Source organism: Streptomyces sp. A1136 (assembly GCF_004795055.1).
Taxonomy (GTDB): Bacteria; Actinomycetota; Actinomycetes; order Streptomycetales; family Streptomycetaceae; genus Streptomyces.
Genome location: NZ_SSBJ01000019.1, coordinates 1 through 21,645, shown reverse-complemented (window position 1 = coordinate 21,645; position 21,645 = coordinate 1). Strand labels below are relative to the sequence as shown.

General features: G+C 73.0%; 22 protein-coding genes and 1 pseudogene. 9 read left to right on the top strand and 14 right to left on the bottom strand.

The window, feature by feature from the left end; translation table 11 throughout:
- Nucleotides 1-12 precede the first annotated feature (12 nt).
- From E6R62_RS19585 to E6R62_RS19575, 3 genes are read right to left on the bottom strand one after another with little or no spacing between them, the layout of a single operon-like run.
- A complete protein-coding gene (locus E6R62_RS19585; RefSeq protein WP_136214779.1) occupies nt 13-1,050 on the bottom strand; it encodes a beta-ketoacyl-ACP synthase 3 in 1,038 nt (345 codons plus the stop codon).
- On the bottom strand, nt 1,050-2,486 hold the full coding sequence (locus tag E6R62_RS19580; protein WP_136214778.1) for a hypothetical protein: 1,437 nt from the start codon (nt 2,484-2,486) through the stop codon (nt 1,050-1,052). Before E6R62_RS19580 ends, E6R62_RS19585 begins: the two co-directional genes overlap by 1 nt.
- A gap of 28 nt (nt 2,487-2,514) precedes the next feature.
- Nucleotides 2,515-3,939 carry a hypothetical protein gene (locus E6R62_RS19575; RefSeq protein ID WP_136214777.1) on the bottom strand — a complete coding sequence of 475 codons (1,425 nt, stop codon included), beginning with the start codon at nt 3,937-3,939 and terminating at the stop codon, nt 2,515-2,517.
- 543 nt (nt 3,940-4,482) lie between these two features.
- On the opposite strand from E6R62_RS19575, the gene E6R62_RS19570 reads away from it, so the two are divergent.
- Nucleotides 4,483-5,052, top strand: a complete 570-nt coding sequence (locus tag E6R62_RS19570; protein WP_136214776.1) for a hypothetical protein — start codon at nt 4,483-4,485, stop codon at nt 5,050-5,052.
- 283 nt (nt 5,053-5,335) lie between these two features.
- Nucleotides 5,336-5,842, top strand: coding sequence for a DUF4232 domain-containing protein (locus E6R62_RS19565; protein ID WP_240801770.1), 507 nt, complete (start codon nt 5,336-5,338; stop codon nt 5,840-5,842).
- A gap of 44 nt (nt 5,843-5,886) precedes the next feature.
- Here E6R62_RS19565 and E6R62_RS19560 read toward each other — a convergent pair whose 3' ends face one another.
- Both E6R62_RS19560 and E6R62_RS19555 read right to left on the bottom strand, forming a co-directional pair.
- Entirely contained in the window at nt 5,887-7,665 is a 1,779-nt protein-coding gene (locus tag E6R62_RS19560) for a serine/threonine-protein kinase (RefSeq protein ID WP_136214774.1), read from the bottom strand.
- Between the two features lie 89 nt (nt 7,666-7,754).
- A pseudogene (locus tag E6R62_RS19555) lies at nt 7,755-8,534 on the bottom strand (VanW family protein); the annotation flags it as partial.
- 380 nt (nt 8,535-8,914) lie between these two features.
- Here E6R62_RS19555 and E6R62_RS19550 point away from each other — a divergent pair.
- Nucleotides 8,915-9,625, top strand: coding sequence for a ribonuclease H (locus tag E6R62_RS19550; RefSeq protein WP_136214772.1), 711 nt, complete (start codon nt 8,915-8,917; stop codon nt 9,623-9,625).
- A gap of 202 nt (nt 9,626-9,827) precedes the next feature.
- Nucleotides 9,828-9,989 (top strand): hypothetical protein, encoded by a 162-nt coding sequence (locus E6R62_RS39620; protein WP_168714110.1) that lies wholly within the window; start codon nt 9,828-9,830, stop codon nt 9,987-9,989.
- 78 nt (nt 9,990-10,067) lie between these two features.
- Here E6R62_RS39620 and E6R62_RS19545 read toward each other — a convergent pair whose 3' ends face one another.
- A complete protein-coding gene (locus E6R62_RS19545; protein ID WP_136214771.1) occupies nt 10,068-10,577 on the bottom strand; it encodes a hypothetical protein in 510 nt (169 codons plus the stop codon).
- Between the two features lie 373 nt (nt 10,578-10,950).
- On the opposite strand from E6R62_RS19545, the gene E6R62_RS19540 reads away from it, so the two are divergent.
- Both E6R62_RS19540 and E6R62_RS19535 read left to right on the top strand, forming a co-directional pair.
- Nucleotides 10,951-12,810 (top strand): M1 family aminopeptidase, encoded by a 1,860-nt coding sequence (locus E6R62_RS19540; RefSeq protein ID WP_136214770.1) that lies wholly within the window; start codon nt 10,951-10,953, stop codon nt 12,808-12,810.
- A 138-nt stretch (nt 12,811-12,948) separates the two neighbouring features.
- Nucleotides 12,949-13,797 (top strand): aldo/keto reductase, encoded by an 849-nt coding sequence (locus tag E6R62_RS19535; RefSeq protein WP_136214769.1) that lies wholly within the window; start codon nt 12,949-12,951, stop codon nt 13,795-13,797.
- A gap of 53 nt (nt 13,798-13,850) precedes the next feature.
- Here E6R62_RS19535 and E6R62_RS19530 read toward each other — a convergent pair whose 3' ends face one another.
- Complete coding sequence (locus E6R62_RS19530; protein WP_136214768.1) at nt 13,851-14,273, bottom strand: secondary thiamine-phosphate synthase enzyme YjbQ; 423 nt, start codon at nt 14,271-14,273, stop codon at nt 13,851-13,853.
- Nucleotides 14,274-14,661: 388 nt separating this feature from the next.
- Here E6R62_RS19530 and E6R62_RS19525 point away from each other — a divergent pair, with 388 nt between their 5' ends.
- The 3 genes from E6R62_RS19525 (at nt 14,662) to E6R62_RS19515 (ending at nt 16,253) form a co-directional block, all read left to right on the top strand.
- Nucleotides 14,662-15,024, top strand: a complete 363-nt coding sequence (locus E6R62_RS19525) for a MerR family transcriptional regulator (protein ID WP_136214767.1) — start codon at nt 14,662-14,664, stop codon at nt 15,022-15,024.
- A 142-nt stretch (nt 15,025-15,166) separates the two neighbouring features.
- Complete coding sequence (locus E6R62_RS19520) at nt 15,167-15,523, top strand: PRC-barrel domain-containing protein (protein WP_136214766.1); 357 nt, start codon at nt 15,167-15,169, stop codon at nt 15,521-15,523.
- 268 nt (nt 15,524-15,791) lie between these two features.
- The gene (locus tag E6R62_RS19515) at nt 15,792-16,253 is read left to right on the top strand and encodes a MarR family winged helix-turn-helix transcriptional regulator (protein ID WP_168714109.1); all 462 of its coding nucleotides are present in this window, start codon (nt 15,792-15,794) and stop codon (nt 16,251-16,253) included.
- Between the two features lie 69 nt (nt 16,254-16,322).
- Here E6R62_RS19515 and E6R62_RS19510 read toward each other — a convergent pair whose 3' ends face one another.
- From E6R62_RS19510 to E6R62_RS19480, 7 genes are all read right to left on the bottom strand, one after another.
- Nucleotides 16,323-16,832 carry a MarR family winged helix-turn-helix transcriptional regulator gene (locus tag E6R62_RS19510; RefSeq protein ID WP_136214764.1) on the bottom strand — a complete coding sequence of 170 codons (510 nt, stop codon included), beginning with the start codon at nt 16,830-16,832 and terminating at the stop codon, nt 16,323-16,325.
- Between the two features lie 12 nt (nt 16,833-16,844).
- Nucleotides 16,845-18,167 carry a PP2C family protein-serine/threonine phosphatase gene (locus E6R62_RS19505; RefSeq protein WP_136214763.1) on the bottom strand — a complete coding sequence of 441 codons (1,323 nt, stop codon included), beginning with the start codon at nt 18,165-18,167 and terminating at the stop codon, nt 16,845-16,847.
- Entirely contained in the window at nt 18,164-19,162 is a 999-nt protein-coding gene (locus E6R62_RS19500) for a SpoIIE family protein phosphatase (RefSeq protein ID WP_240801769.1), read from the bottom strand. The genes E6R62_RS19505 and E6R62_RS19500 overlap by 4 nt, the downstream gene beginning before the upstream one ends.
- Nucleotides 19,163-19,176: 14 nt before the next feature.
- Nucleotides 19,177-19,647: an ATP-binding protein gene (locus tag E6R62_RS19495; protein WP_136214761.1), complete on the bottom strand. Its 471-nt coding sequence runs from the start codon at nt 19,645-19,647 to the stop codon at nt 19,177-19,179.
- The gene (locus E6R62_RS19490; RefSeq protein ID WP_136214760.1) at nt 19,631-20,038 is read right to left on the bottom strand and encodes an STAS domain-containing protein; all 408 of its coding nucleotides are present in this window, start codon (nt 20,036-20,038) and stop codon (nt 19,631-19,633) included. The genes E6R62_RS19495 and E6R62_RS19490 overlap by 17 nt, the downstream gene beginning before the upstream one ends.
- The gene (locus E6R62_RS19485) at nt 20,035-20,922 is read right to left on the bottom strand and encodes an STAS domain-containing protein (protein ID WP_276615618.1); all 888 of its coding nucleotides are present in this window, start codon (nt 20,920-20,922) and stop codon (nt 20,035-20,037) included. Before E6R62_RS19485 ends, E6R62_RS19490 begins: the two co-directional genes overlap by 4 nt.
- Nucleotides 20,923-21,165: 243 nt before the next feature.
- Nucleotides 21,166-21,447 (bottom strand): hypothetical protein, encoded by a 282-nt coding sequence (locus E6R62_RS19480; RefSeq protein ID WP_136214759.1) that lies wholly within the window; start codon nt 21,445-21,447, stop codon nt 21,166-21,168.
- Nucleotides 21,448-21,645 lie beyond the last annotated feature (198 nt).

The following is a 21,645-nucleotide window of genomic DNA, read 5'->3' as shown; positions in this document are numbered from 1 at the left end:
GGCGGGGGCGGCTCACCCGTCGTCGGTCACCGCCCGCACCCCGGGCCAGACCAGGGTCGTCGACCCCCACGCCAACCCCGCGCCGTAGGCCGTCAACGCCACCCGCATCCCCGGCCGGAGCGTTCCCGCGGCTGCCGCCTGGGCCAACAGGACGGGCACCGAGGCCGCCGCCGTGTTGCCGTACCCCTCGATGTGCGACAGCATCCGCCCCGGCCGCAGCCCCAGCTCGGCGGCGAGGCCGTCCAGGATGCGCTGGTTTGCCTGGTGGGCCGCGACCGCGTCCAGGTCGCCGAGCGCCCACCCGGCGCGGTGCGTGGCCTTGGTCACCGAATCGCACATGCCGACGATCGCCTGCTTGCGCACCACCGGACCGTCCATCCGGAAGTACGCCGAGACCGGGTCTTCCGCCGCCCCCGCGCCGCGTTTGCGTGCCCGCGCCCCGCCCCCGGGGATCTCCAGCAGGTCGGCGCCCACGCCGTCGCTCCCCAGGTCGAAGGGCCCCAACGCCCCCGGCTCGTCCACCGCGCCCGCGCGCAGGACCACGGCGCCCGCGCCGTCGCCGAAGATGGCGGCCATCAGCCAGTCGTCCGGATCGACGAAGGCACTGAACACGTCCGAGGCCACCAGGAGCACGCTGTCGAAGGCGCCCGAGACGATCATCGACGCGGCGACGCCCAGGCCGTACAGGAACCCGCTGCACCCCGACGCCAGATCGAACGCCGGCACCGTCCCGCACCCGAGCCGCGCGGCCACCTCCGGTGCCCCGGCCGGCAGGAGCCGGTCCGGGGAGATGGTGGCGAGGACCACCGCGTCGGCCCGCGAGGTCCCCGCGGCCTCCAGCGCGCCCCGGCCCGCCCGTACGGCGAGGTCGACCGTGGCCTCCCCGTCCGCGACGCGACGGCTCCCCACGCCGATGCGGGCGCGGATCCACTCGTCGCCGACGGGCCGGTTGCCGCACAGCTCGGCATTGGTGACGACGCGCGGCGGTACGTAGGAACCCAGTCCCGCCACCACCGCGCCGCGGCGGCCGTCCGGTACGTGCGCCGCCATCAGCCGGCCAGCCGCTTCGCTGCCCGCCGCACGTCGTCGGCGGCCCTGGCACACCGTTCGGCATGGCCCAGGAGGGTCATGCGGAACGCCTCGCCCGCCTCGTCGACGTCCCACCCGCCGTTGCCGGCGCATGCCGCGAGGCTCTCCGAGTGTCGCTCCAGCCGGTCCGCGCCCGCATGGGCGAGGGCCCCGTACGCCGCCGGCGCGAACCCGCGCGCCGAGAGCGGCACCGCCGCCGGCAGGCCGACCGTCACGCGCCCGTCCCCGGGCAGGCCCTCGGCCTCGCGGAAGGCCACGAGCAGCGTGCCCGGGTCCAACACCTCCGGCAGCCGGTCCGCGCCGAACCGGGGCGAGATGACCACCGGGTGCACCGCCTCCGTGACCCGGCCCACGACCTCCCGGGCGATGTGCTCCGCGAAGCGCGCCGCCGCGCACCCGGACGGCGCGCCGCACAGCGGCGACGGCCCCGCGCCGGAGTGGTCCTCGTCGCGCGCCCACCCGGGCGCCCAGAGGATCTCCGTCCCGGCCTCGACCGCCGTGTCCTCCCACACGAACGCGCCGCTCACCGGGTACACCGCGGCGGGGACGGCCGGATAGCGGCGCAGCGCCTCGCCCACCGCCTCACCCGCTCCGGTCACCGCCCCCACGGAGAGCAGGGCCAAGGCCTGGAGCGTGGCCCCGGCGGCGGCCTCGCCGACCACGCCGAGCGCGTGCGCGAGGGCGGCGGCCGCCGTCTCCGGTCCGGCCCCGTCCGCCACCAGCCACCCGGCCGGCGAGTCGGGGTCGGCATCCGCCAGGTAGGGGGCCAGCCGCCGCCCCAGGGCCGCGGTCCGGGCCGCGTGGGAGCGGCTCCCGGACTCCGTCGAAGCCCGCGCGACGATCTCGCTCAGCAACGTGTCCTCGGCCGCGGCCGCCCCCACCACGACCCGCCGGGCGACCCGGGCCATACCGCGCCGCCATTCGTGCCAGTCGACCGTGCCGTCCCCGCGCCGGGCCGCGATCAGCCCGTCGACGTCCTCGGCCACCAGCGCGGCCCATTGCCCGCGCGCCACCGGGACCTCCCGCCCCAACGGCACGTGCGGCGAGAGCCCGTAGCGGAGGCCGCCCGCGGTCAGACCGCACGGCGTGCCGAGCACGCCCGCCTCCTCCGCCCGGGCGAGGAGACCCGCCGCGTCGACCCGGGACGACGGTACGAGGAAGGTCCCGAAGGCGGTGCGCAGCCGTACCGGGCGTCCGGACCGGGTACGCCGCAGGTGCGCCAGCAGCCCGCTCGTCACCCCCTCGCGGGTGAGCGCGTCCAGCCCCAGGGCGCGGGCCGGGACGTCCGTCCACGGCAGGCGGTGCGCCAACATGGCCGCGCTGAACACGGCGTTCTCCAGCGCCCGGGCGGTGGCCGGCCCGCGTGCCGTGGTGGCCGGGCTCTCGGCAATGGTCATCGGTCGCTCTCCCTCGTGGTCGCCGTGGTCACTTGTCACGGAGCATGTACGGCTGGTTGCACACGACTTCGCCGTCGTAGGCGGTGATCAGCTTGTTGACCCGCTCCCGGTACGGGGACAACTCCCCGCGCAGGGTGTCCGAGTACGCCTGCGGGGCGTGCGACAGCGGGTAGTCGTACGACTCGTCGAGCCAGGCCAACTCGACCCAGCTGTCGGGGATGTCGTTGGGCGAGGCCGGTCCGCGCCCGTCCAGCATGGGGATCACGTCGTGCTTGTTCACGAGGCTGATCACCCGAGTGGTGTGGTCGGCGGGCCGCTTGCCGTCGATCGGGGAGCCCACCGTGATCACGTGTGTGATGCGGTACGTCGACGCCAGGTCCACGTCCATCGCGAGGTTCATCGCGGTCAGCCCGCCCAGACTGTGGCCGACGATCATGAGGTCCGATCCGGCGGGCAGTCCGGAACGCAGGAGCAACTGCCGCACGGCGCGCGTGTACGTCGTGTCGGTGCGCAGCAGCCCGTCGAACGCGCCGACGAGGTCCTGCGGGGTGCTGTTGCTCAGCAGCCCGAAACTGGTCCCGGGCAGCAGGAGGACGTGCCGCTGCTCCCCGTCGGCGCACGCCACGCGGCGCAGCAGGACCAGCCCGTGGTTGCCCAGCGCACCGATGTCGTTGACGTAGCTGACGATGTCGTTGTGGGACGTGTCCAGTACCCGCGCGAGGATCGGGTCCGGATCGGCCCGCTCCGCGCGCCCGGGCCCGGGGTTGAGGTGGCCCAGCAGGGAACTGGGCAGTCCCAGGAAGGGATCGGTGGTGGGGACGCCGCCGGCGAGGGTCACCCAGGAGAAGTCGTCGTTGACGGGGTTCTCGTCGAGCAGCCCCGACAGGGCCAGCAGTTCCATGATGACGGGTGAGACCGTGGTCAGGGCGCGGGTCACGCCGAACCGCTCGACCAGCGCGAACATCGCCCGCAGCGCCTCGATCCGGTCCCCGCGGACCATCGCGTCCGTCAGGCGCCTGGCCAGGGGCGAGTCGAGGTTCGGGTGGTCGACCGCGACGGCGCGGATGCGCATCGCGAACGCGTCCACCGCCATGGCCACCTTCGCGGGGCGGCGGTACGTCATGCTTCCCGCCATCCGCGCCAGTTCGCCGAGGAGGCCGCCGTTCGCCCCGAAGCCGAGCCCCGCCGGGCTGGTGAGCGCCTTCACGCACGAGACCGCGGTCCCCAGCGCCCAACCGGGGCGGCGCAGCGCCTCCAGGGCGAACCGGGGACTGGTGAGCGCTCCGGTGAGCTCCGCGCCCGCCTGCTTCGCGGTGAGCGCGGCGTCCGCCAGCAGGATCGACGCCGCGATGAGCAGTTCCGCGTCGGTCCGTGCCGGGGCGCTCCTGCCGTCGTCCTGCGGCCCCTGTTGCGCGGGGACGTGCCGAGTCGTTCCGTCGACCACCTGACTCACGGGTGTGCTCCCTCTCGTCCCTGTGCGACGGCCGCGCCGTCGTCTCCGCTGTTCGCGCAGGCATGGTGGCACCGAATGTGATCGCCGGGACGCGGGCCACGGGCCGGTCGGGTGAGCCCGCGTCCCGGGGGCGCCCCGCGCACCCCGGCCCCGGGCGGGCGCGGGGCCCGCTCCGGGCGCGGGAACCGGCCCGCCCCGTGGGGATGAACGGGGCGCCGTCCAGTTGACGGTCGGCCACCCCGTGAGGACACCCGGCGACTTGGCCCGGCAATTCGGCCACGCCGGCGGCGAGCGGACCCGGGTCCTCACGGACACCGGCCCCGCCGCCACCGAACACCGGTACGGACCGGCCCGACTCCGGCCCGGTCGACATCCCGTAGGGCCGGAGAGAGGATGGAGAGGGCGGAGTCCGCCGGACGGCGGTGCGCCGCCGGTGAGGTGCGGTGGCCCGGTCACCCGGGGTTCCCCGACGCGCCGGCGACGCTGTGCGCGCGTGACCGCACCCGTTCCCGCATCGTCTCTTCCCGGAAGGGGAGCACCACCATGCACCGACACACACGACGCACCGTGATCACCACACTGCTCGCTTCCTCCTTCGCCCTGTCCGGCGTGGTGGCCCTGGCCCCGTCGGCCGGCGCCGCCGTACCCACCGCGAGCTGTACGGTCACCCCGAACGCGAGCGGCACCTCGGTCACCATCAAGGGCGAGGGATTCACGGCGCCGCGCAAGCTCAACGACGGTGAGAGCACCGAGCCGCTGAACGTCGACGCGAACGGCAACTTCCAGGTCACGCGCTTCCAGAAGAACGTCGACTACACCGTCCTCGCCGTCAACGAGGACCAGAACTTCACCTTCGTCAACTGCAAGGTCGTCAAGTCGAACGACTCGACCGGCACCAACAACCCGACGAACAACCCGAGCAACAACATGAAGGACAAGGGCCGCGGTTACGGCGACGGTTACCGCGCCGGACGCTCCGCGGCGCAGAAGAGCTGCGACGACCACCCCACCCCGAACAAGAACCAGCAGCACTCCGACGCCTACTGGAAGGCCTGGCAGCAGGGTGCGGACTCGGCCTTCAACAAGGTCTGCGGCTCGGGTAACTCCGGCTGACGACCGGCCGGCGGTCGGCTGACGCCCCCGGCCCCAGGGCAGAGGTCACCCGTTCCTCGACCCCTCTCCGGCGCGCCCCGAGTCGCCGCTGCCATCGTCAAAGGCGGGCCACGCGCTGACCCGCGCCGCCGAGGAGCGGGCGGCGTGGGATCGTGCCACGCTGGAAGCCACGGGGGTATGAGAGCGGGGGCGCAAGACGGCGGGGGAGGGAGACAGGCGCGAGCGCGCGTTCCGGGGGGCACACCATGGGAGAACGGCCATGCAAGGTGCAGGACGAAGGAGCGTGACGACCATCGCGTGCTGCTCGCTGGTGCTGGGCGCCCTGCTGTCCGGTGGGGCAGTGGCCGGCGCCGGGTCGGCGGTGGCGGCGACCCCGGCGCCCCCCTGCAAGGGCGATCAGTTGTCGGCGAGCGCCTCGGGTTCGAGCCAGGTCACGGTCACCGTGACCAACAAGGGCACGAAACCCTGCACGCTGCGGGGTTTCCCCACCGTGGCCCTCGCCGGCCAGGGCTCGCCCGAGCGGAACAAGCCCCTGAACGTCCGGCGGCAGGGCGGTGACGGCCCGGTGCGACTGGCCGTCGGCGGACGGGCCGTGACCCACCTGACGTTCACGCCGGTCCTGGGGGAGGCGGAAGGGTACTGCGCCTCCGGCGCGGACCCCTTCGTCGCCCCCTCGCTGGTGGTCGGCTTCGCGGGGATCAAGGAACAGCTGGCTTCCACCGACGCCGACGGGTTCGCCCTGTGCGGCAACACGGTCCGGGTCACGGCCTTCCGGCCGGCCGGCTCCTGAGCCCGGCGGGCGTACCACCCCGTACGCCGTCCGTCGCGGGCCGGTCAGTCCTCGCGAACGGCCCCCCGCCACACGGTGACGTCGACGGTGATGTACTGGCTGGGGTCGGACGGGGCGGAGGCGCCCCCGTACACGACCAGGGCGATGTTGCCCGCCTTGGTGCGCACGCAGAGCTCGGAGCCCTTCGACAGCGACGCGACGTCGACGCGGCCGGTGTAGCGGGTCGCGGCCCGGCACGTGGCCAACGACCCCTGCTCGCTGCCGTCGAGGACGACCAGCTTGGACCCGTACGCGCCGAGCGCACAGTCTCTCGACGACGATCCGCACGAAAAGTAGAGGTCGTCGTAATTGGAGTCCCGGGGCTGCAAGGGGTCGTCCCCGAACTCCAGGTGGTAGCCGGCGGGGAACTGGAAGCCCTTGTACGCCGCCGGTTTGGGGTCGGTCCGAGGCTGCTGCGTCCCGCCGGACCGCGACGGGCCCGGGGTCGCCGCGCTGCCGCCGCTCCCGCGGGCCGTGTCTCCCTTGCCGCCGTCGCCCAGCATGTTCACGATGGCACCGCAGCCGGCCAACAGGAGCAGCGCCCCGAAGACGGAGGCGACGATGATGCCCGCACGGCGACCGGCGGAGGCCCCGGTCGGCTGCTGGTGGAGCTGCGGGTGCGGCTGCGGCTGCGGATGGGGCTGCGGGTACCCGTAGGGACCGCCGTAAGGCCCTCCGTAGGGACCGGCGGGTGCCGCGGTCGCCGGGCCCGTCACCGGCCCCGGACCCGGAGTGGGCCGGTACGCGGGCTGCGTGGGGGGCGCCGCCGGCGCGGGCGGGTGGGCGGCGACCGTCGGCTGGTAGGCGGGGGGCGCGACCGGATGGTCGGGAGCGGTCACCGGGTGCGTCCCGGCGGCGCGCTCCGCGACCGGCCCGGGGACCGCGGGCCGCTGCGCCAGCCCCGCCGCGACGCTCTGCGGCAGCCAGTCCTCTGGGCGGCGCAGCTGGGTCTGGTCGGCGGCGCTGCGGCACAGGCCCAGGATGTCCGTCAACGAGGCCCGCTGCGCGGGGTCCTTGGCCAGGCAGCGCGTGACGAGCGGGCGCAACTCTTCCGAGAGTCCCGTGAGTTCCGGCTCCTCGTGGACGATCCGGTAGAGGACCGCGTGGGAGGGCCCGTCGCCGTAGACGGAGGTGCCGAGTGCCGCGAAGGCGGCGATCAACCCGAGCGCGAAGACGTCGGTCGCCGTGCCGACATCCCGACCGGCGGCCTGTTCGGGGGACATGAACGACGGAGTGCCGACGGAGACGCCGCTCGCGGTGAGGGAGGTGGTGTCGGCGGCCCGCGCGATGCCGAAGTCGATGACCCTGGGGCCGTCCGAAGCGAGCAGTACGTTCGAGGGTTTGAGGTCCCGGTGCACGATGCCCGCGCCGTGGATGACCTGGAGGGCCTCCGCGATGCCCGCGACCAGCATGAGCACGGTTCGCGGGGGCAGGGCCCCGTTCTCGGCGACGGCCGCGGCGAGCGTGGGGCCCGGCACGTAGGCGGTGGCCAACCAGGGCGTCGGGCCGTCGGTGTCGCTGTCGATGACGGGGGCGGTGTAGAGCCCCTGGACGCGCTGGGCGGAGTGGACCTCCTGCCGGAACCGCCTGCGGAACTCGGGGTCTTCGGCGAACTCGGGTCGGATCACCTTGATCGCCACGGGCCGCCCGCCGGGCGTGTGCGACAGGTACACCTTGCCCATGCCTCCGGCCCCGAGCCGGGCCGCGAGGCGGTAACCGGCGACCGTGGCGGGATCTTCGGGGCCAAGTGGCCGGAACACCGGGCCGGTTGCGGGCTCGCTCATTGTCTTGTCGTCCCCCGTCGGTACGCGATTCGCGTGGTCACCTTACCGGGAGGCGGGCGGGCGCAGGACGGTGCCGTCCGCCCGTGCCGTCAGCTGTGGCCCGGCGCCGGTGATACGGACTCGCCGGCCGCCGGGGCGGCCTGCGCGGCGGGCGTGGCCGACACGGACGGGGCAGTCGACGGCGAGGCCGACGGGGTCGGGGTCGGTGAGGGGTCCGGGAGGCAGGTGACCTCGTCGCGCGGGGTGTAGTGGGTGCGGAACGTCTCGCGCCCCAGCTCCCGGCCGCCCTTGACGAAGATCCGGTCGACGGAGACGTCGAACCCCTCCAGCGGGGTCTGCTCCTCGCAGGTGTCACCGGTGGCCGTGCGCTTGGCAGGCGGGGTGATGTGGGTCCGGGCGCTCTTGGTGGCGCGTATCGCGTCGTACTTCTTCGTGCCGAGGAGGGTGATGGTCACCGATGTGTCGGAGGAGGCGGCGCGGATGCGGACGGGGTGGCCCGAGTCGTTCTTCCACCGGAGGTCGAGGGTGCCCCAGGCGACCGTGGCCTCGCGGCCCTCGGGATAGCGCTCGATGTAGAAGGAGTGGGCGCCGTGCTCCACGGGCTCGAGGCCGGCGAAGAACATGGCGTTGTACATCGTCGTCGCCACGGCCGAGATGCCGCCGCCGGGAGCCTTCACGTACCGACCGTCGTTGATCATGATTCCGTCGACGAAGCCGTTCTCCGGCGTGCGCTCCCCGACCGTCTTGTTGAAGCTCCAGATCGTGCCGGGGCGGACCACGGAGCCGTTGATCAGCTCCACGGCTCGCGCGATGTTGTGGGTGCGGTAGGGAGCGGAGGGGAACGCGACCGTGAACGTGGACATCTGCTGCTCGGCCGGGGCTGCCGGGGCTGCCGGGGCTGCCGGGGCGGCTGCGGTCCGCGGCGTCGGGGCTCCGCCGGGCTGGTCCCCGGCGGCCGCCGCCGTGCCCGCGGCGAGCACGCCCAGGCCCAGTGCCGCGGCCGTGACGGCCGAGGTCAGGGCCGCTCGCCTGGTGTCGGTCCGACGGTTTGTGGATCGCATGTCACTCCCGGTAGCGGATGTCGCGGTAAGGCCCGGCGCCCGCGCTGAACGAGGCGGAAGGCCACGGACCATCCTCAGCCAAATAGGACCAAAGGGGATGAAAATGTGCCCGGTCTCACGCCCCGCCGGAGGGGCCCCTCTCGGGTGCGATGGTCCGTCGGGGGAGCCGGGTGGGGCATGATCGGGGGATGTCTGAACGCATCATTGCCGCCTGCGACGGGGCGGCGAAGGGGAATCCCGGGCCCGCCGGATGGGCCTGGGTCATCGGCGACGCGCAAGGTCGTCCCGAGCGCTGGGAAGCCGGCGCGCTCGGTCGGGCCACGAACAACGTGGGGGAGCTCACGGCACTGGAGAAGCTGCTGGAGGCCGTCGCCCCGGGCACGGCCGTCGAGGTGCGGATGGACTCCCAGTACGCCATGAAGGCGGTGACGCAGTGGCTGCCGGGGTGGAAGCGCAACGGCTGGAAGACCGCGGCCGGCAAGCCGGTGGCCAACCGGGAACTCGTCGAACGCATCGACGCGCTGCTCGCCGAGCGGGACGTCGAGTTCCGCTACGTCCCCGCCCACCGCGAGGACGGCGACCACCTGAACGCGATCGCCGACCAGGCGGCCAGTGACGCCGCGACCACGCAGCAGCCCGCGGGCACCGCGCTGGGCGACCACGCCATCCCCGTACCGGCCCCGGTCCGCACGTCCCCCGCGCGCACGTCCCCGGCCCGTCGCAAGCCGGCCGCCGCCGCGGAGCGTGCGGCCGGCGCGGGCGCGGGGGGCCGCGGCGTGCGCACCATCACGGCGAAGTTCAAGGGCACCTGTCCCTGTGGAACGGCCTACGCGGCCGGAGCCAAGATCGCCAAGCACGGCTCCGGCTGGGGCCACCCCGACTGCGCCCCCACCGCGTAGGACACCGGCCGGGCGGGCGTCGGCGGGGGAGGGGCACTCGGGGCCGTTCACCCGATCGGCGTCCAGCGGGCGCGCGCGGCGGTGGGGGCGGTCACAGTGTGGGGTGCGTGCTGCTGCGTCGCGCAGCGGACGTCACGTTCGAGACGCGCGGAGGGTCCGGTGGGGCACGTCTCGCCCACCACGGCCGAAGGAGGAGCTGAACATGGTGCGCAACACGATCCGGAACGACTCCACTCGGGCGACCGATCAGCCCGAGGAGCGTGTGAGACCGCGCCGCCAGGCGGCGGAGAGCGTCCGCGGGAGTTCCGAGCCGATCCGGGAAACGGGCACCACCGAGGAGCACATCATCCTCGGCGAGGACTGAACCACCGCTGCGGACCCAGGGTCCCCGGGAGCGCGAGCCGCTCCCGGGGACCTCGTCGTGCCGACGCGCGCCTGCCGGTCAACAGCCGCCGCAGTTGTAGTAGGTGACGTCCCAGTGGCTGCCCTCGTCCGCGTAGACGTTGCCGGAACCGGATTTCCACTGGAGCGCCCCGTCGCCGCGCGGACCGATGTAGGCGAACGTGTTCTTGATGTAGGTGCCCAGGCACGTGTACTTGGCGAAGTCGAGCTTGTAGCCGTTCCAGTGTGAGTACGTCCCGGCGGCGTGGCCGGTCTCGGTGCCGCCGGTGATGTCGAGCGCGCAGCCGCTGGCGCTCTTGAGCGTCTGGGCCCCTTGGGCGGTGGCCAGGTTGAGCTGCTCGAAGGACGTGCATGTCGGGTTGTTGCGGTCCGAGCAGCCGCCCGAGGAGGACCAGGTGATCCCGGAGGCGCGGAACATCGAGGTGGCCGTGGCGTGGCTGATCCTGGTGGCCGCGTAGGCCTCGGTGGCCCCGGTCAGCACCCCGACACCGGGCGCGGCCAGGGTGGCGAGGGTGAGGGTGAGGGCGGCGAGGATCGGGCGGAGCTTCATCGGCGTGTGCCTCCTGCGGGTGGCCGTGCACGGTGGGTTGGCGGTGCAGGTGGAGCCGGACCGTCTCCTTCGTAGGCCCGGCGAGCGGCAAGGAGATGGTGCCCGAGAGCCCGGTGGGTCCGCCAGGGGGAGTCGGGGGTGAGGGGGCCGGTTCGGGGGCGGGGACGGTTTTACTCGCGCCTGATGGCATGCTCCCGACAAATCTGCCAGGCTTCCGCCTGTCGTCGCCCTGACCCCAGGGGGACGCGCAAGGAATCTCACCCCAGCGATCGCGCAAGCGATGCGCGCAGCCCGCGGCCGCCGTCCGGCACACCCAGCCGGACGAGCTGTCACCGAGCAGGCCGGAATCCCGGCCGCCGCAAAGGAGTTCCGCGTGAGATCGACCCCCCACAAGGCCTTCGCCACGACCGTGCTCACGGTCGCCGCGCTGGCCGCAGCCTCGCTCGGCACCACCCCGGCAGCGGCACAGCCGTCCGCGGCCCACCGCGCCGCGGCCTGTACCCCGGCCCAGGTCGTCGCCAACGGCGGCTTCGAAAGCGACACGTCGCCCTGGAGCCAGTCGTCCACCAGTGTGATCACCAGTCGCGCGGGCCAAAGCGCCCACGCGGGCACGACCTTCGCCTGGCTGAACGGCGTCGGCGGCACGCACACCGACACGCTTTCCCAGAGCGTCACCGTACCGGCCGGATGCAGCTCGGCCACGCTCACCTTCTGGCTGCACATCGACACCGCCGAGACGACCACATCCACCAAGTACGACAAGTTGACGGCGAAGATCGGCAGTACGACGCTCGCGACCTACTCGAACCTCGACAAGAACACCGGGTACGTCCAGAAGTCCTTCGACGTGTCGGCGTTCGCCGGACAGACGGTGAGCCTCGCCTTCACCGGCACCGAGGACTCCAGCCTCCAGACGAGCTTCGTCATCGACGACGTCGCCCTCGACACCTCCGGCGGCACCACCCCACCCGGCGACCCCACCCGTACACCGGCCGCACCCTCGTACACCGTCAGCCTCAGCAGCGACACGAGCGGTGCCGTATGGAACGGCCACGAGAGCGCGACCTTCACCAACGCCTCGGCCACGGCGCTGAACGAGGTGTACCTGAGGCTGTGGGACAACTACCACGGCACCTGCTCAGCCATGCCCATCTCGGTGACCAACGTCACCGGGGGCACCGCCGGCGCGCTCTCGGTCGGCTGCACGGCCCTGCAGATCACCCTCCCCACACCGCTCGCGCAGGGCCAGAGCGCCACGATCGGCTTCGACCTGGCCATCACCGTGCCCAGCGGCGCCGACCGCTTCGGCCATGACGGGGCGTTCAACTTCATCGGAAACGCCCTTCCCGTGCTCGCGGTCAAGGACGCGGCCGGCTGGCACCTGGACCCCTACACCAACAACGGCGAGTCGTTCTACTCCCTGGCCTCCGACTTCCGCGTGACGCTCGACCACCCCACGGCCCTCCTGGTCCCGGCCACCGGCACCTCGGTGGACAGCGCCGGCTCCGGCGGCCGTACGGTCACCACCGCCACCGCCTCCAAGGTCCGCGACTTCGCCTGGGCGGCCGGCCCCTTCGCCAAGATCTCCGGCACCTCGCCCGGCGGCACCCCGATCAACATCTATTCCGTCTCGGGCATCAGCTCCGCCGACGCGCAGTCGATGCTCACCACCGCCAAGTCCGCGGTGGACACCCACGGCGCCAGGTTCGGCGCCTACCCGTACGGCGAACTGGACGCGGTGATCGACAACAACTACTGGTTCGGCGGCATGGAATACCCCGGCTTCGTCCTCGACCTGGTCAGCACCACGGCGCTCACCCACGAGATCGGCCACCAGTGGTTCTACGGCATCGTCGGCGACGACGAGTACACGAGCCCCTGGCTCGACGAGGCCTTCACCGACTACGCCACCGACCTGGCGCTCAACAAGACGGGCAGCAACTGCTGGAGCGGCGTCTCCTGGGCGTCGACCGCGGAGAAGATCACCAATCCGATGGCCTACTGGGACGCCCACTCGTCCCGGTACTCCACCGTCGTCTACGGCTACGGCAAGTGCGCCCTGCACGACCTGCGGCGCGTCCTCGGTGACAGCGTCATGGCCAAGCTGCTCAAGGACTACGCCACCTCGCACTGGTACGGCGTCTCCACCACCGCCGAGTTCAAGGCGGCCGCCCAGGCCGCCACGACCACGGACCTGACCTCCTTCTGGACCCAGCACCGCATCGAAGGCTGACCGCGCGGAACCTTCCGCCACGCCGGGTCGCACGCCGAGCGGCGTGCGACCCGGACGCGGTGGCACAGTGGGCGCCGTCCGGCGCCCGCTTCGCCATGAGGGCGTTCGACCGGAACGGGCCCCGAGGAAGGAAGACCCATGCGGACCGTCACCCTGAACAACGGCGTCGAGATGCCGATCCTCGGCTACGGCGTCTACCAGATCCCGCCGGAGCAGACCGAGCGAGCCGTGACCGAGGCACTCGCCGTCGGCTACCGACTCCTCGACACCGCGGCCGCGTACCAGAACGAGGAGGCCGTCGGCCGGGCCATCGCGAGCAGTGGCGTCCCCCGCGAAGAGCTGTTCGTCACCACCAAGCTCTGGGTCCAGGACGCCGGCGAGGAGAACGCGCGCCGCGCCTTCGACACCTCGCTGCGCAAGCTCGGCCTCGACCACCTCGACCTGTACCTGATCCACCAGCCCTTCGGCGACGTGTACGGCTCCTGGCGCGCCATGCAGCGGCTCTACCACGAGGGCCGGGTCAAGGCGATCGGGGTCTCCAACTTCCACGCGGACCGGCTCGTCGACCTGATCGAGCACAACGAGGTCACCCCGGCGGTGAACCAGGTGGAGACCCACCCCTTCTTCCAGCGCACGGCCGACCAGGAACTCATGCGCGAGCGCGGAGTGCGGATCGAGTCGTGGGGTCCCTTCGCGGAGGGCCGCAACAACCTCTTCTCCGATCCCGTCCTCGGTGAGATCGCCGAGGGCCACGGCAAGTCCGTGCCGCAGGTGGTGCTGCGCTGGCTCGTCCAGCGGGAAGTCGTCGTGATCCCGAAGTCCGTCCGCGCCGACCGGATGGCCGAGAACCTCGACGTGTTCGACTTCGCCCTGACCGACGGGGAGATGGCGCGCATCGCCGCCATGGACACCGGAAGCTCGCTCTTCTTCGACCACCGCGACCCCGCCATGGTCAGCCGGATCGGCACCGCCCGCGTGCACGACTGACCCGCACGGCGGGGCGCCGGCAGCCGCCCCGCGCGGCGGCAGTGCCCAGGGCCTCAGCCCAGGAACGAGAGCCGCACGGTCCGGTGCGGGTTGTCGCGGTTGGTGTCCACGAGGACGACCGACTGCCAGGTGCCGAGCGCCAGCTCCCCGCCCACCACGGGCAGCGTGGCGTGCGGCGGCACGAGGGCCGGCAGCACGTGGTCACGGCCGTGTCCGGGCGAGCCGTGCCGGTGCCGCCAGCGGTCGTCGGCGGGCAGCAGCGTACGCAGGGCCTCCAGGAGGTCGTCGTCGCTGCCGGCGCCCGTCTCGATCACGGCCAGACCGGCGGTGGCGTGCGGGGTGAACACGTTGAGCAGTCCGTCCCGGCCCCGGGCGGTCTCCCGCAGGAACCGTGCGCAGGCGTCGGTCAGGTCGTGGACCGTCTCGGTTGAACCGGTCGTGAGGTTCAGGGTGTGCGTGGTGAAGGTGTCTGCCATGGCCACCATCTTCGCGCGCGGACGCCGGACCGCGCCGTTACGGCCCGGGCCACACCGGAGGGCGATTAACTCATTCAGGTGAACCGTTAAATCTATCCTGGCTGCGATAGACATCGGGGCCCGGAGCGGTTAGTGTTTCGTTGGTAGACGAAGGTCAAGCATGCTCGACCCGGGTGGGCGACAGCCGCCCGGTCCCCGCTGGAGACCCGAGGGGAAGGTGGTTCCCGGTCACGCATCCGAGATCCCCGCAGCCCGGTCTTCCCGGGAGTCTGCGGACATGAAGAGCCGGCAGCGGTACAGCCCGGCTGATGGTGTTGAATTTCCTTCGGGGCCCTGGTGCCGTACGGCACCAGGGCCCCTCGACGCATTCCCGTATGCAGAGGTGAAAGTGACAGCAGAGAACTCGCTCGGGCGTCTCGACGACGACGACTACCCCGCCTACACGATGGGCAGGGCCGCCGAGATGCTCGGTACCACCCCCGGCTTCCTCCGGGCGATCGGCGAGGCCCGCCTGATCACCCCGCTGCGTTCGCAGGGTGGCCACCGCCGCTACTCCCGTTACCAGCTGCGGATCGCCGCCCGTGCCCGCGAACTCGTGGACGCGGGCACCCCGATCGATGCCGCCTGCCGGATCGTCATTCTCGAGGACCAGCTCGCCGAGGCCCAGCGCATCAACGCCGAGTTCCGTCGCACGGAAGCGGGCGGCGCCGCGGGCGCCGAAGAGGCCGCGCCGACGCACCGGCCGGCGTGACACCGCCCGTCGCTCTCGCCCTCCACCGCATGTCGGGCGTCGTGCGGGGGCCGGCGTGGTGTGCGCCCGGCCGCATGCGAGGCGGCGGCCGGGGCATGCGGGGAGCCGACGGACCGTTCGACGAGCAAGGAGCAGTGGTCACATGTGGGCTTTCCGTGAGACGGCCGGACACCTGGAGGGAACGGACCTGACGGGCTTCAAGGTCGAGGCGACCGAAGGCACCATCGGCAAGGTCGACAAGCACTCGTACGAGGTCGGTTCCGCCTACCTGGTCGTCGACACCGGTGTGTGGATCTTCGGCAAGGAGGTGCTGATCCCGGCGGGCGCCGTCACGCTTATCGACCCGGACGAGAAGCGCGTCCTGGTGGACCTCACCAAGGAGCAGATCAAGAACGCGCCGGAGTTCCACCGGGACCGACACCTGGACGACGCCGGATACCACGCGGAGCTCGGCACCTACTACGGCACCGGGGCCCCCTTCGGCGGTCGGCCTGCCTGACCCCTCCCCCTGGGGGTAGGTTCGGCCGGCCGGCGGCGACCCGAACGGGTCGCGGTGTAGGTCCCCCGTGTGACATCCGGTGCGGCGGCAGGTGACGTGGTCGCCGCCGCCGGACGCCGAGGCCGTCGGCAGGGATACTTGGCCCGACGCGGGCGGACGCGGGACAGCCGCGCGCGGGTGGGCCCGTCGCCGACGGCGTCCGCCCCGGGCGCCGCACCCGCTCAAGGGAAGTGACACCGCCACGATGGACCGCGCCGGACGATCCGAAGTGCCCGCGGACGACGCGTCCCGTGAGGTCGCCGAAGCCGCCGAGGCGCTGGTGGACTGCTGGACCCGTGCGGGCCGCGACATCCCGCCCGGCCTCTCGGCCCTGCAAGTGCGGGCGCTGATCGCCGTGCGGCGCTGCCCGGGGGTCAACCTGTCGCGGCTCGCCGAGCAGGTGGGGGCCTCCGTTCCCGCCGCGAGCAGGCTGTGCGACCGGCTGGAGGCCGCCGGCCTGCTGCGCCGGTTCCGTGCCTTCGCCGACCGCCGCGAAGTCGGACTGAGCCTCACGGCCCGCGGCGACGAGGCGCTCACGTCCCTGGCGGCGCGGCGCGCCGCGGACCTGTGCGAGGTGCTGTCGTGGATGGCGGTCGAGGACCGCCGGAGCCTGGTGACCGGCCTGCTGGCCTTCACCCGGGCCGTGGACGCCGGGGCGCCGGGTCACCGCCGCCTCGGCGGCGCCGACTGAGCAGACCCACCCGACCCGTCCGCTCCACCCCACCCGTCCGGCCGACCCGGGCCACCGACGTACGTCCGATCAGGCGATGTCGCTGACGTGCGCGTCACCGGATGCGCGGATCGAGCGGCCCGCGAGCTTGTCGCCGGCGGCTTCGCGGAACGCGGTCAGACCGTCGAACAACGCCCGTCGCTCATCACCGCTGAGGCGCGCCAGTACCGTTTCGAGTTCCTTGGCCCGGGCGGCGCGCACGGACGCCAGGACGCCGAGGCCGCTTCGGCTCAGCCGCACTTCCACCTCCCGGCGGTTCGCCGTGGCCCGGGAGCGCCGGACGAGACCGGCCGCTTCCAGTCGGTCGCAGAGTCTGCTCACCGAGGGCGGCGTGGAACCGAGCGCTTCGCCCAAGTCCCGCAGATTGACGCGCTCCCGCTCGTCGATCACGGCCAGGGCGCGCAGCTGGGAGGGGGGCACGGGGGTGGGGACGGCTTCCTGCCCGCGACCCCAGAGGACGTCCAGCAGCTCCAGGAGAGCGGATGCCTCGGTAGCCACCTGCCCGGGGTGCCGGGATGGCAAGGGGAAGCTGTGCGGCATCGCACTACTCTCTCATCCGATAGACCGTTTGTCAGCCCGCCTGGTTTGCGGCGGCAGGCGGCGGACGCCCCTCGTCCGGGCCGGGGTCACCGGCGTCCGCGCGGTGATCCGCATGGCGAGGGCGAGCGTGTCGTCGGCGTGCAGGACGACGGTGTGCATCTCGCCGGCCACGGCGTCGGGGATCTCCGCTATGGCGCGGTGGGAGTGCTGTTCGACGGCCTTCACGAGCCGGGATTCCCCTTCGATCAGGTCCCTGCGGCTCTCGGTGAGTCCGTCGGTGTACAGGAGCAGGAGGTCGCCCGGCTCCATGCGGTCGCGCAGGACCGCGTCACTGCCGGGGGAGGGGAAGCCGATGCCCCGGCCGGTCGCTTCGAGGAACTCCGGTGCGCTGCCCTCCCGTGCCAGCAGCGGGGGAGGGTGACTGCCGCTGGCCACCCGGAGCTCCCCGGTGGCGGGGTCGAGCCGGACCAGGAGCACCGTCGCCATCAGATCGGCGTTGAAGGGCATGAGGAGGTGGTGGGTGCGGGCGAGGATGGAGTGCAGGGGGTGCCCCTCCAGGGCCAGGGTGCGCACCGCGTGGGTGACGGTGACCGCGCCGCGGGTGCTGCGCACGCCGTGGCCCAGCGCGTCGACCACGGTGACGTGCACGGTCCCGTCGGGGAGGGTGAACCAGTCGTAGAGGTCCCCGCCGGTCGGGGCGGCCGGGTCGGCGGGCGCGTAGTGCACCGCCAGTTCCAGGCCGTCGACCTTCGGCGGCGGGGGACGCAGTGCGTCCTCCAGTTCCCGCAGGACCCGGCCGTGGGCCTTGCGCACCTGTTCGTCGCGCTCGTCCAGCTGTACGTAGAGGGCCAGGACGCCCGCGTTGGTCTCCGCGAGTTCGTGCTTGAGCAGGCGGTGGTCGGAGGTGAGGGAGTCCGCCCGGGCGAGGGCGGCACGGAGTTCCTCGTCGGCCTCCCGCTCTTGGACCGGCAGGGACGCCGACGACCGCGCGGCCGCGAGGGCCTTCTCGGCCGGTCCGGTGTCCCGGCCGGTCAGGGCGATGTGCCAGGTGACCGAGTTCGCCGACGTGACGTGCGCGGTCAGCGGGACATCGGCGCCGCGCAGCGGCCCGGCCGCGCGCGGGGCGGTCAGCGTCACGTTCAACTGGGGCGCCCCGTGCGTGCCGTCGTACACGGTGGTCAGCGTGACGGGGTGCCCGGCCTCGAACTCGGGGGAGGCCAGGTCCGTCACGGACAGCACCAACCGGCCCCGCACGTCCGCGGGCAGCCCATAGCCCCGGGCGAGGTCGCGCACCTCCTCGCGGAGCACCGTGAGGTCCCGGAAGAGCCGGCTCATGACGGGCGGTCGGGGGCTCTGGCCACCAGCACGCCGGCGTCGTCGCGGGTGAGGTGGTAGCCGTGCGCGACCGTCGCGGCGAGCAGCGGGGCGGGCAGACGCAGCAGGTGATCGGGCGGGGTGTGCGCCCACCGCGCATCGATGCCGTCGGTGTGCAGGGCGGTGGTGGTCGCTCCGGTCAGGGGGACTCGGTGCGTGCGCGGGGCCGGCATCCGCCAGCCGACCACGCCCGGCTGCCCCGTCAGCCGGTGGTGCGCCCCCTCGGGGGAGAGGGCCACCATGCGGACGTTGCCGATCCCGCAGTACTCGGCCTCCCCGGCACGCAGCCGCAGGAGCGCCACCGCGGCTCCCCGGGTGTGTCGCAGCGCCCGGTGCAGGACCGTCATGACCTCCGGGAGGGCGCCCTCGGCGGCGCCGCGGAAGGAACGCAGTGCTGTCTGGGCGGCCTCCGCCGCCTCCTCGCCGTGCCCGAGACCGTCGACGACGAGCGCGGTGCGCACGGCGTCGACATCGTGCACCAGGGCGGCGTCCCCGCATTCCTCCTGGTTGGCGGCCGGCAGGCAGACCAAACCCACCGGCTGCCGGGCCGCCTCGCGCTGCCGGGGCAGGGCCAGTCGGGCACAGACCACGGTGCCGGTGTCGGCCCGCGAACTGATGACGAGCTCCGTCGCGATGCGTCCGACCGCGCCCAGTCCGGCCCCGAGCGTCCCCGTGGTGGTGTAGCCGTCGGTCAGGCAGCGCGCGACTTCCGCCATGCCGGGACCCCGGTCCGCGGCCAGGACCTCCACGCCGCCGCCCAGCGGCAACGGCTGGATGTAGAGCACTCCGTCGCGGGCGTGCTTGTCGATGTTGCCGGCCAACTCCGACGCGACCACGGCCGCCTGGTCGGGCAGCGCGCCGGGCAGCGCGCACTCCTTCGCCACCGCCCGCGCGGTCTCGGCGGCGACGTGCACCGCGCTGTAGTGGTCGATCCGGACCTGGCGCGTCGGCGCCACGGGGACCGGGAGCATCAGCGCCGCCAACGGGTGGTGACGACCGTCGTGCCCTCGCCCGGCGTGCTGCGCACCTCGAACTCGTCCATCAGTCTGCGCGCGCCGCCCAGGCCGTGACCGAGGCCGACACCGGTGCTGTAGCCGTCGGCCAGCGCGGCTTCCACGTCGGGAATGCCCGGTCCGCGGTCGCGGATGGTCAGCCGCAGCCCCGTACGGCCCTCCGCCAGTGCGGTATCGACCACGAGGTCCCCGCCGCCGCCGTGGATGTAGGCGTTGCGCGCCAGTTCGCTGGCCGCGGTGATCACCCGCGTCTGGTCGATGATGGAGAAACCGGCGGCCACGGCGGCGAACCGCACGGCGTGTCGGACCGCCAGCAGATCGTCCTCCGTGGCCAGCGAGAGCCGGACGGGTTCGGTGTCGCAGGCGGCGGCCGCCCGCGCCGTGTCGGGATCACCCACCGTCCGCTTGCCGTCAGCCGGCGGCGTCATGGGGCGCCCCTTCCCGCGGCTGTGGGGCACGGACCCAGCCCAGTGCCTCCATGCCCTGCTCGGCGTGCAGCGCGGTTTCGACACCGGTCAGTTCCAGGCCCAGTTCCACGAGCGTGATGGCCACCGGAGGGCGCATGCCGGCCACGATGACGCGGGCGCCCAACAGTCGGGCCATCCCGGTGAGCTCCATCAGGTTGCGGGCCACGAACGAGTCGATGATCTCCAGGCGCGAGATGTCGATCAGGACACCGCGCGCCCGGTCGGCGGAGATCCGCTCGGTGAGTTCCCGCGCGAAGGCCACCGCCGACTTGTCGTCCAGTTCGTTGAGCAGCCCGGTGACCAGTACGTCGCCCAGACGCAGGATCGGGACGGCGGATGAGGGGGCGCTCATCGGGCGACCGGGGCGCGGGGCGCCGGCGCGGAACCGCCGGTGATCTTCATCGCTTCGGACAGGGCCTCGGCGAGGGTCGCGCGGGTCAGGATGTCGGACAGGTCGATGCCCAGTTGCGCGATGGTCTGCGCGATCGTCGGGCGGATACCGCTGATGACGCAGTCCGCGCCCATCAACCGCACCGCCCGTACCGTCTGCATGAGGTGCTGGGCGACCGCGGTGTCCACCGTCGGCACACCGGTGATGTCGATGATCGCCACCTGCGCGTCCTCGTCCTGGATGGCCTGGAGCAGGTTCTCCATCACCACCTGGGTGCGCGCGGTGTCCAGGGTGCCGATCAGCGGCACGGCCACCACCTGCCGCCACAGGCGCACGACGGGCGTCGAGACCTCCAGCAGCTGACGGCTCTGGCGCCGGATGATGTCCTCCCGCCCTTCGACGTACGTGGCGAAGGACAGCGCGCCGGCGGCGTCGAGCAGCCGGTCGATCAGTACGGCCGCGGCGAAGAGCCGGTCGGTGTCCTCGACGGTCTCCCGCAGGAGCTCCAGCAGGACGTCCTTCAGGGCCAGCACCGACATCGCGGTGGCGGTCGGGGTCGCCCCGGCCCGCGCCCTGCGCATGGACAACTCCCTTACGGCCTCGCGCAGTTCGCGGTGCTGGTGGACCAGATGGCCGAACGGCAGCGTGGTGTCGAGACCGGTCAGCAGCGCGGAGGACAGCGTGTCGGCCTCATAGCGCAGCTCCCGCTCGCTGTTGGCCGGCTCCATCGGGGCGCGCTCCATCTGGAGCAGGACCCAGCGATCAGCTATGTCGTCCGACCGTCCCTTCAACGACTCCACCACGAGTTGGCGGACATCGGCGGCACCGGCCGAACTGCTGATCACGCGGGTCTCCCTTCACTGTGCCCGACGCCGAGACTTAACGCGTGGCAATAGTTGTCAGATAACAAATATACGCACCGGCGCAGCCGGGTGGAAAGCCCGGGGTGTGTCCGGCGGATCACCACACAGATGCAGCGGATGTCCGCGATTTCGCTTCTCATTCGCCCTCACCGCGCACGGACGGTGCGGCGCCGCGATCCGCCGTGCCGTACGACGGGCCGTACGACGGGCCGTCGTACGGGCCGGTCAGCGGGGGTGGGACGGTCGGGAGGCGTGGCCGCACACGGCGGAGACGGTGCTCACCACGCCTATCCAGGCGGTCACCGCCGCCCATGCCATGGCGGTCGAACCGCTGACGGCGCCCGCCACCAGGAGCACCAGGCACGTGCCCAGGATCACGGCGGCCAAGGCGCGGTTCAGCGGCGGCCGGCCGGGTGCGTCGGCGGGCCGATCCGTGGACGGCCGCGGTTCGGGTCGGGCGCGCCACGCGCCGAACTCGCGCGTGGACAGTTTCCCCCGTGCTGACATGGGCGCCTCCAGATGGCGGGTGTCGCCCCCGAGGGGCGCGTACGTACGGTGGTTCGGCTGTCAGGTGTCCGGCCGCCGGGCGGGTGGAGGTTCAGGGGCGGCCGCCGGTCAGGAGGGAGAGCGCGCGCCGGCGCCGCGGTCCCGCCGGGCGAGCGGCCGCGTAGCAGGCGGCGGCGCCGGCCGCGCCGCCCTCGCGGG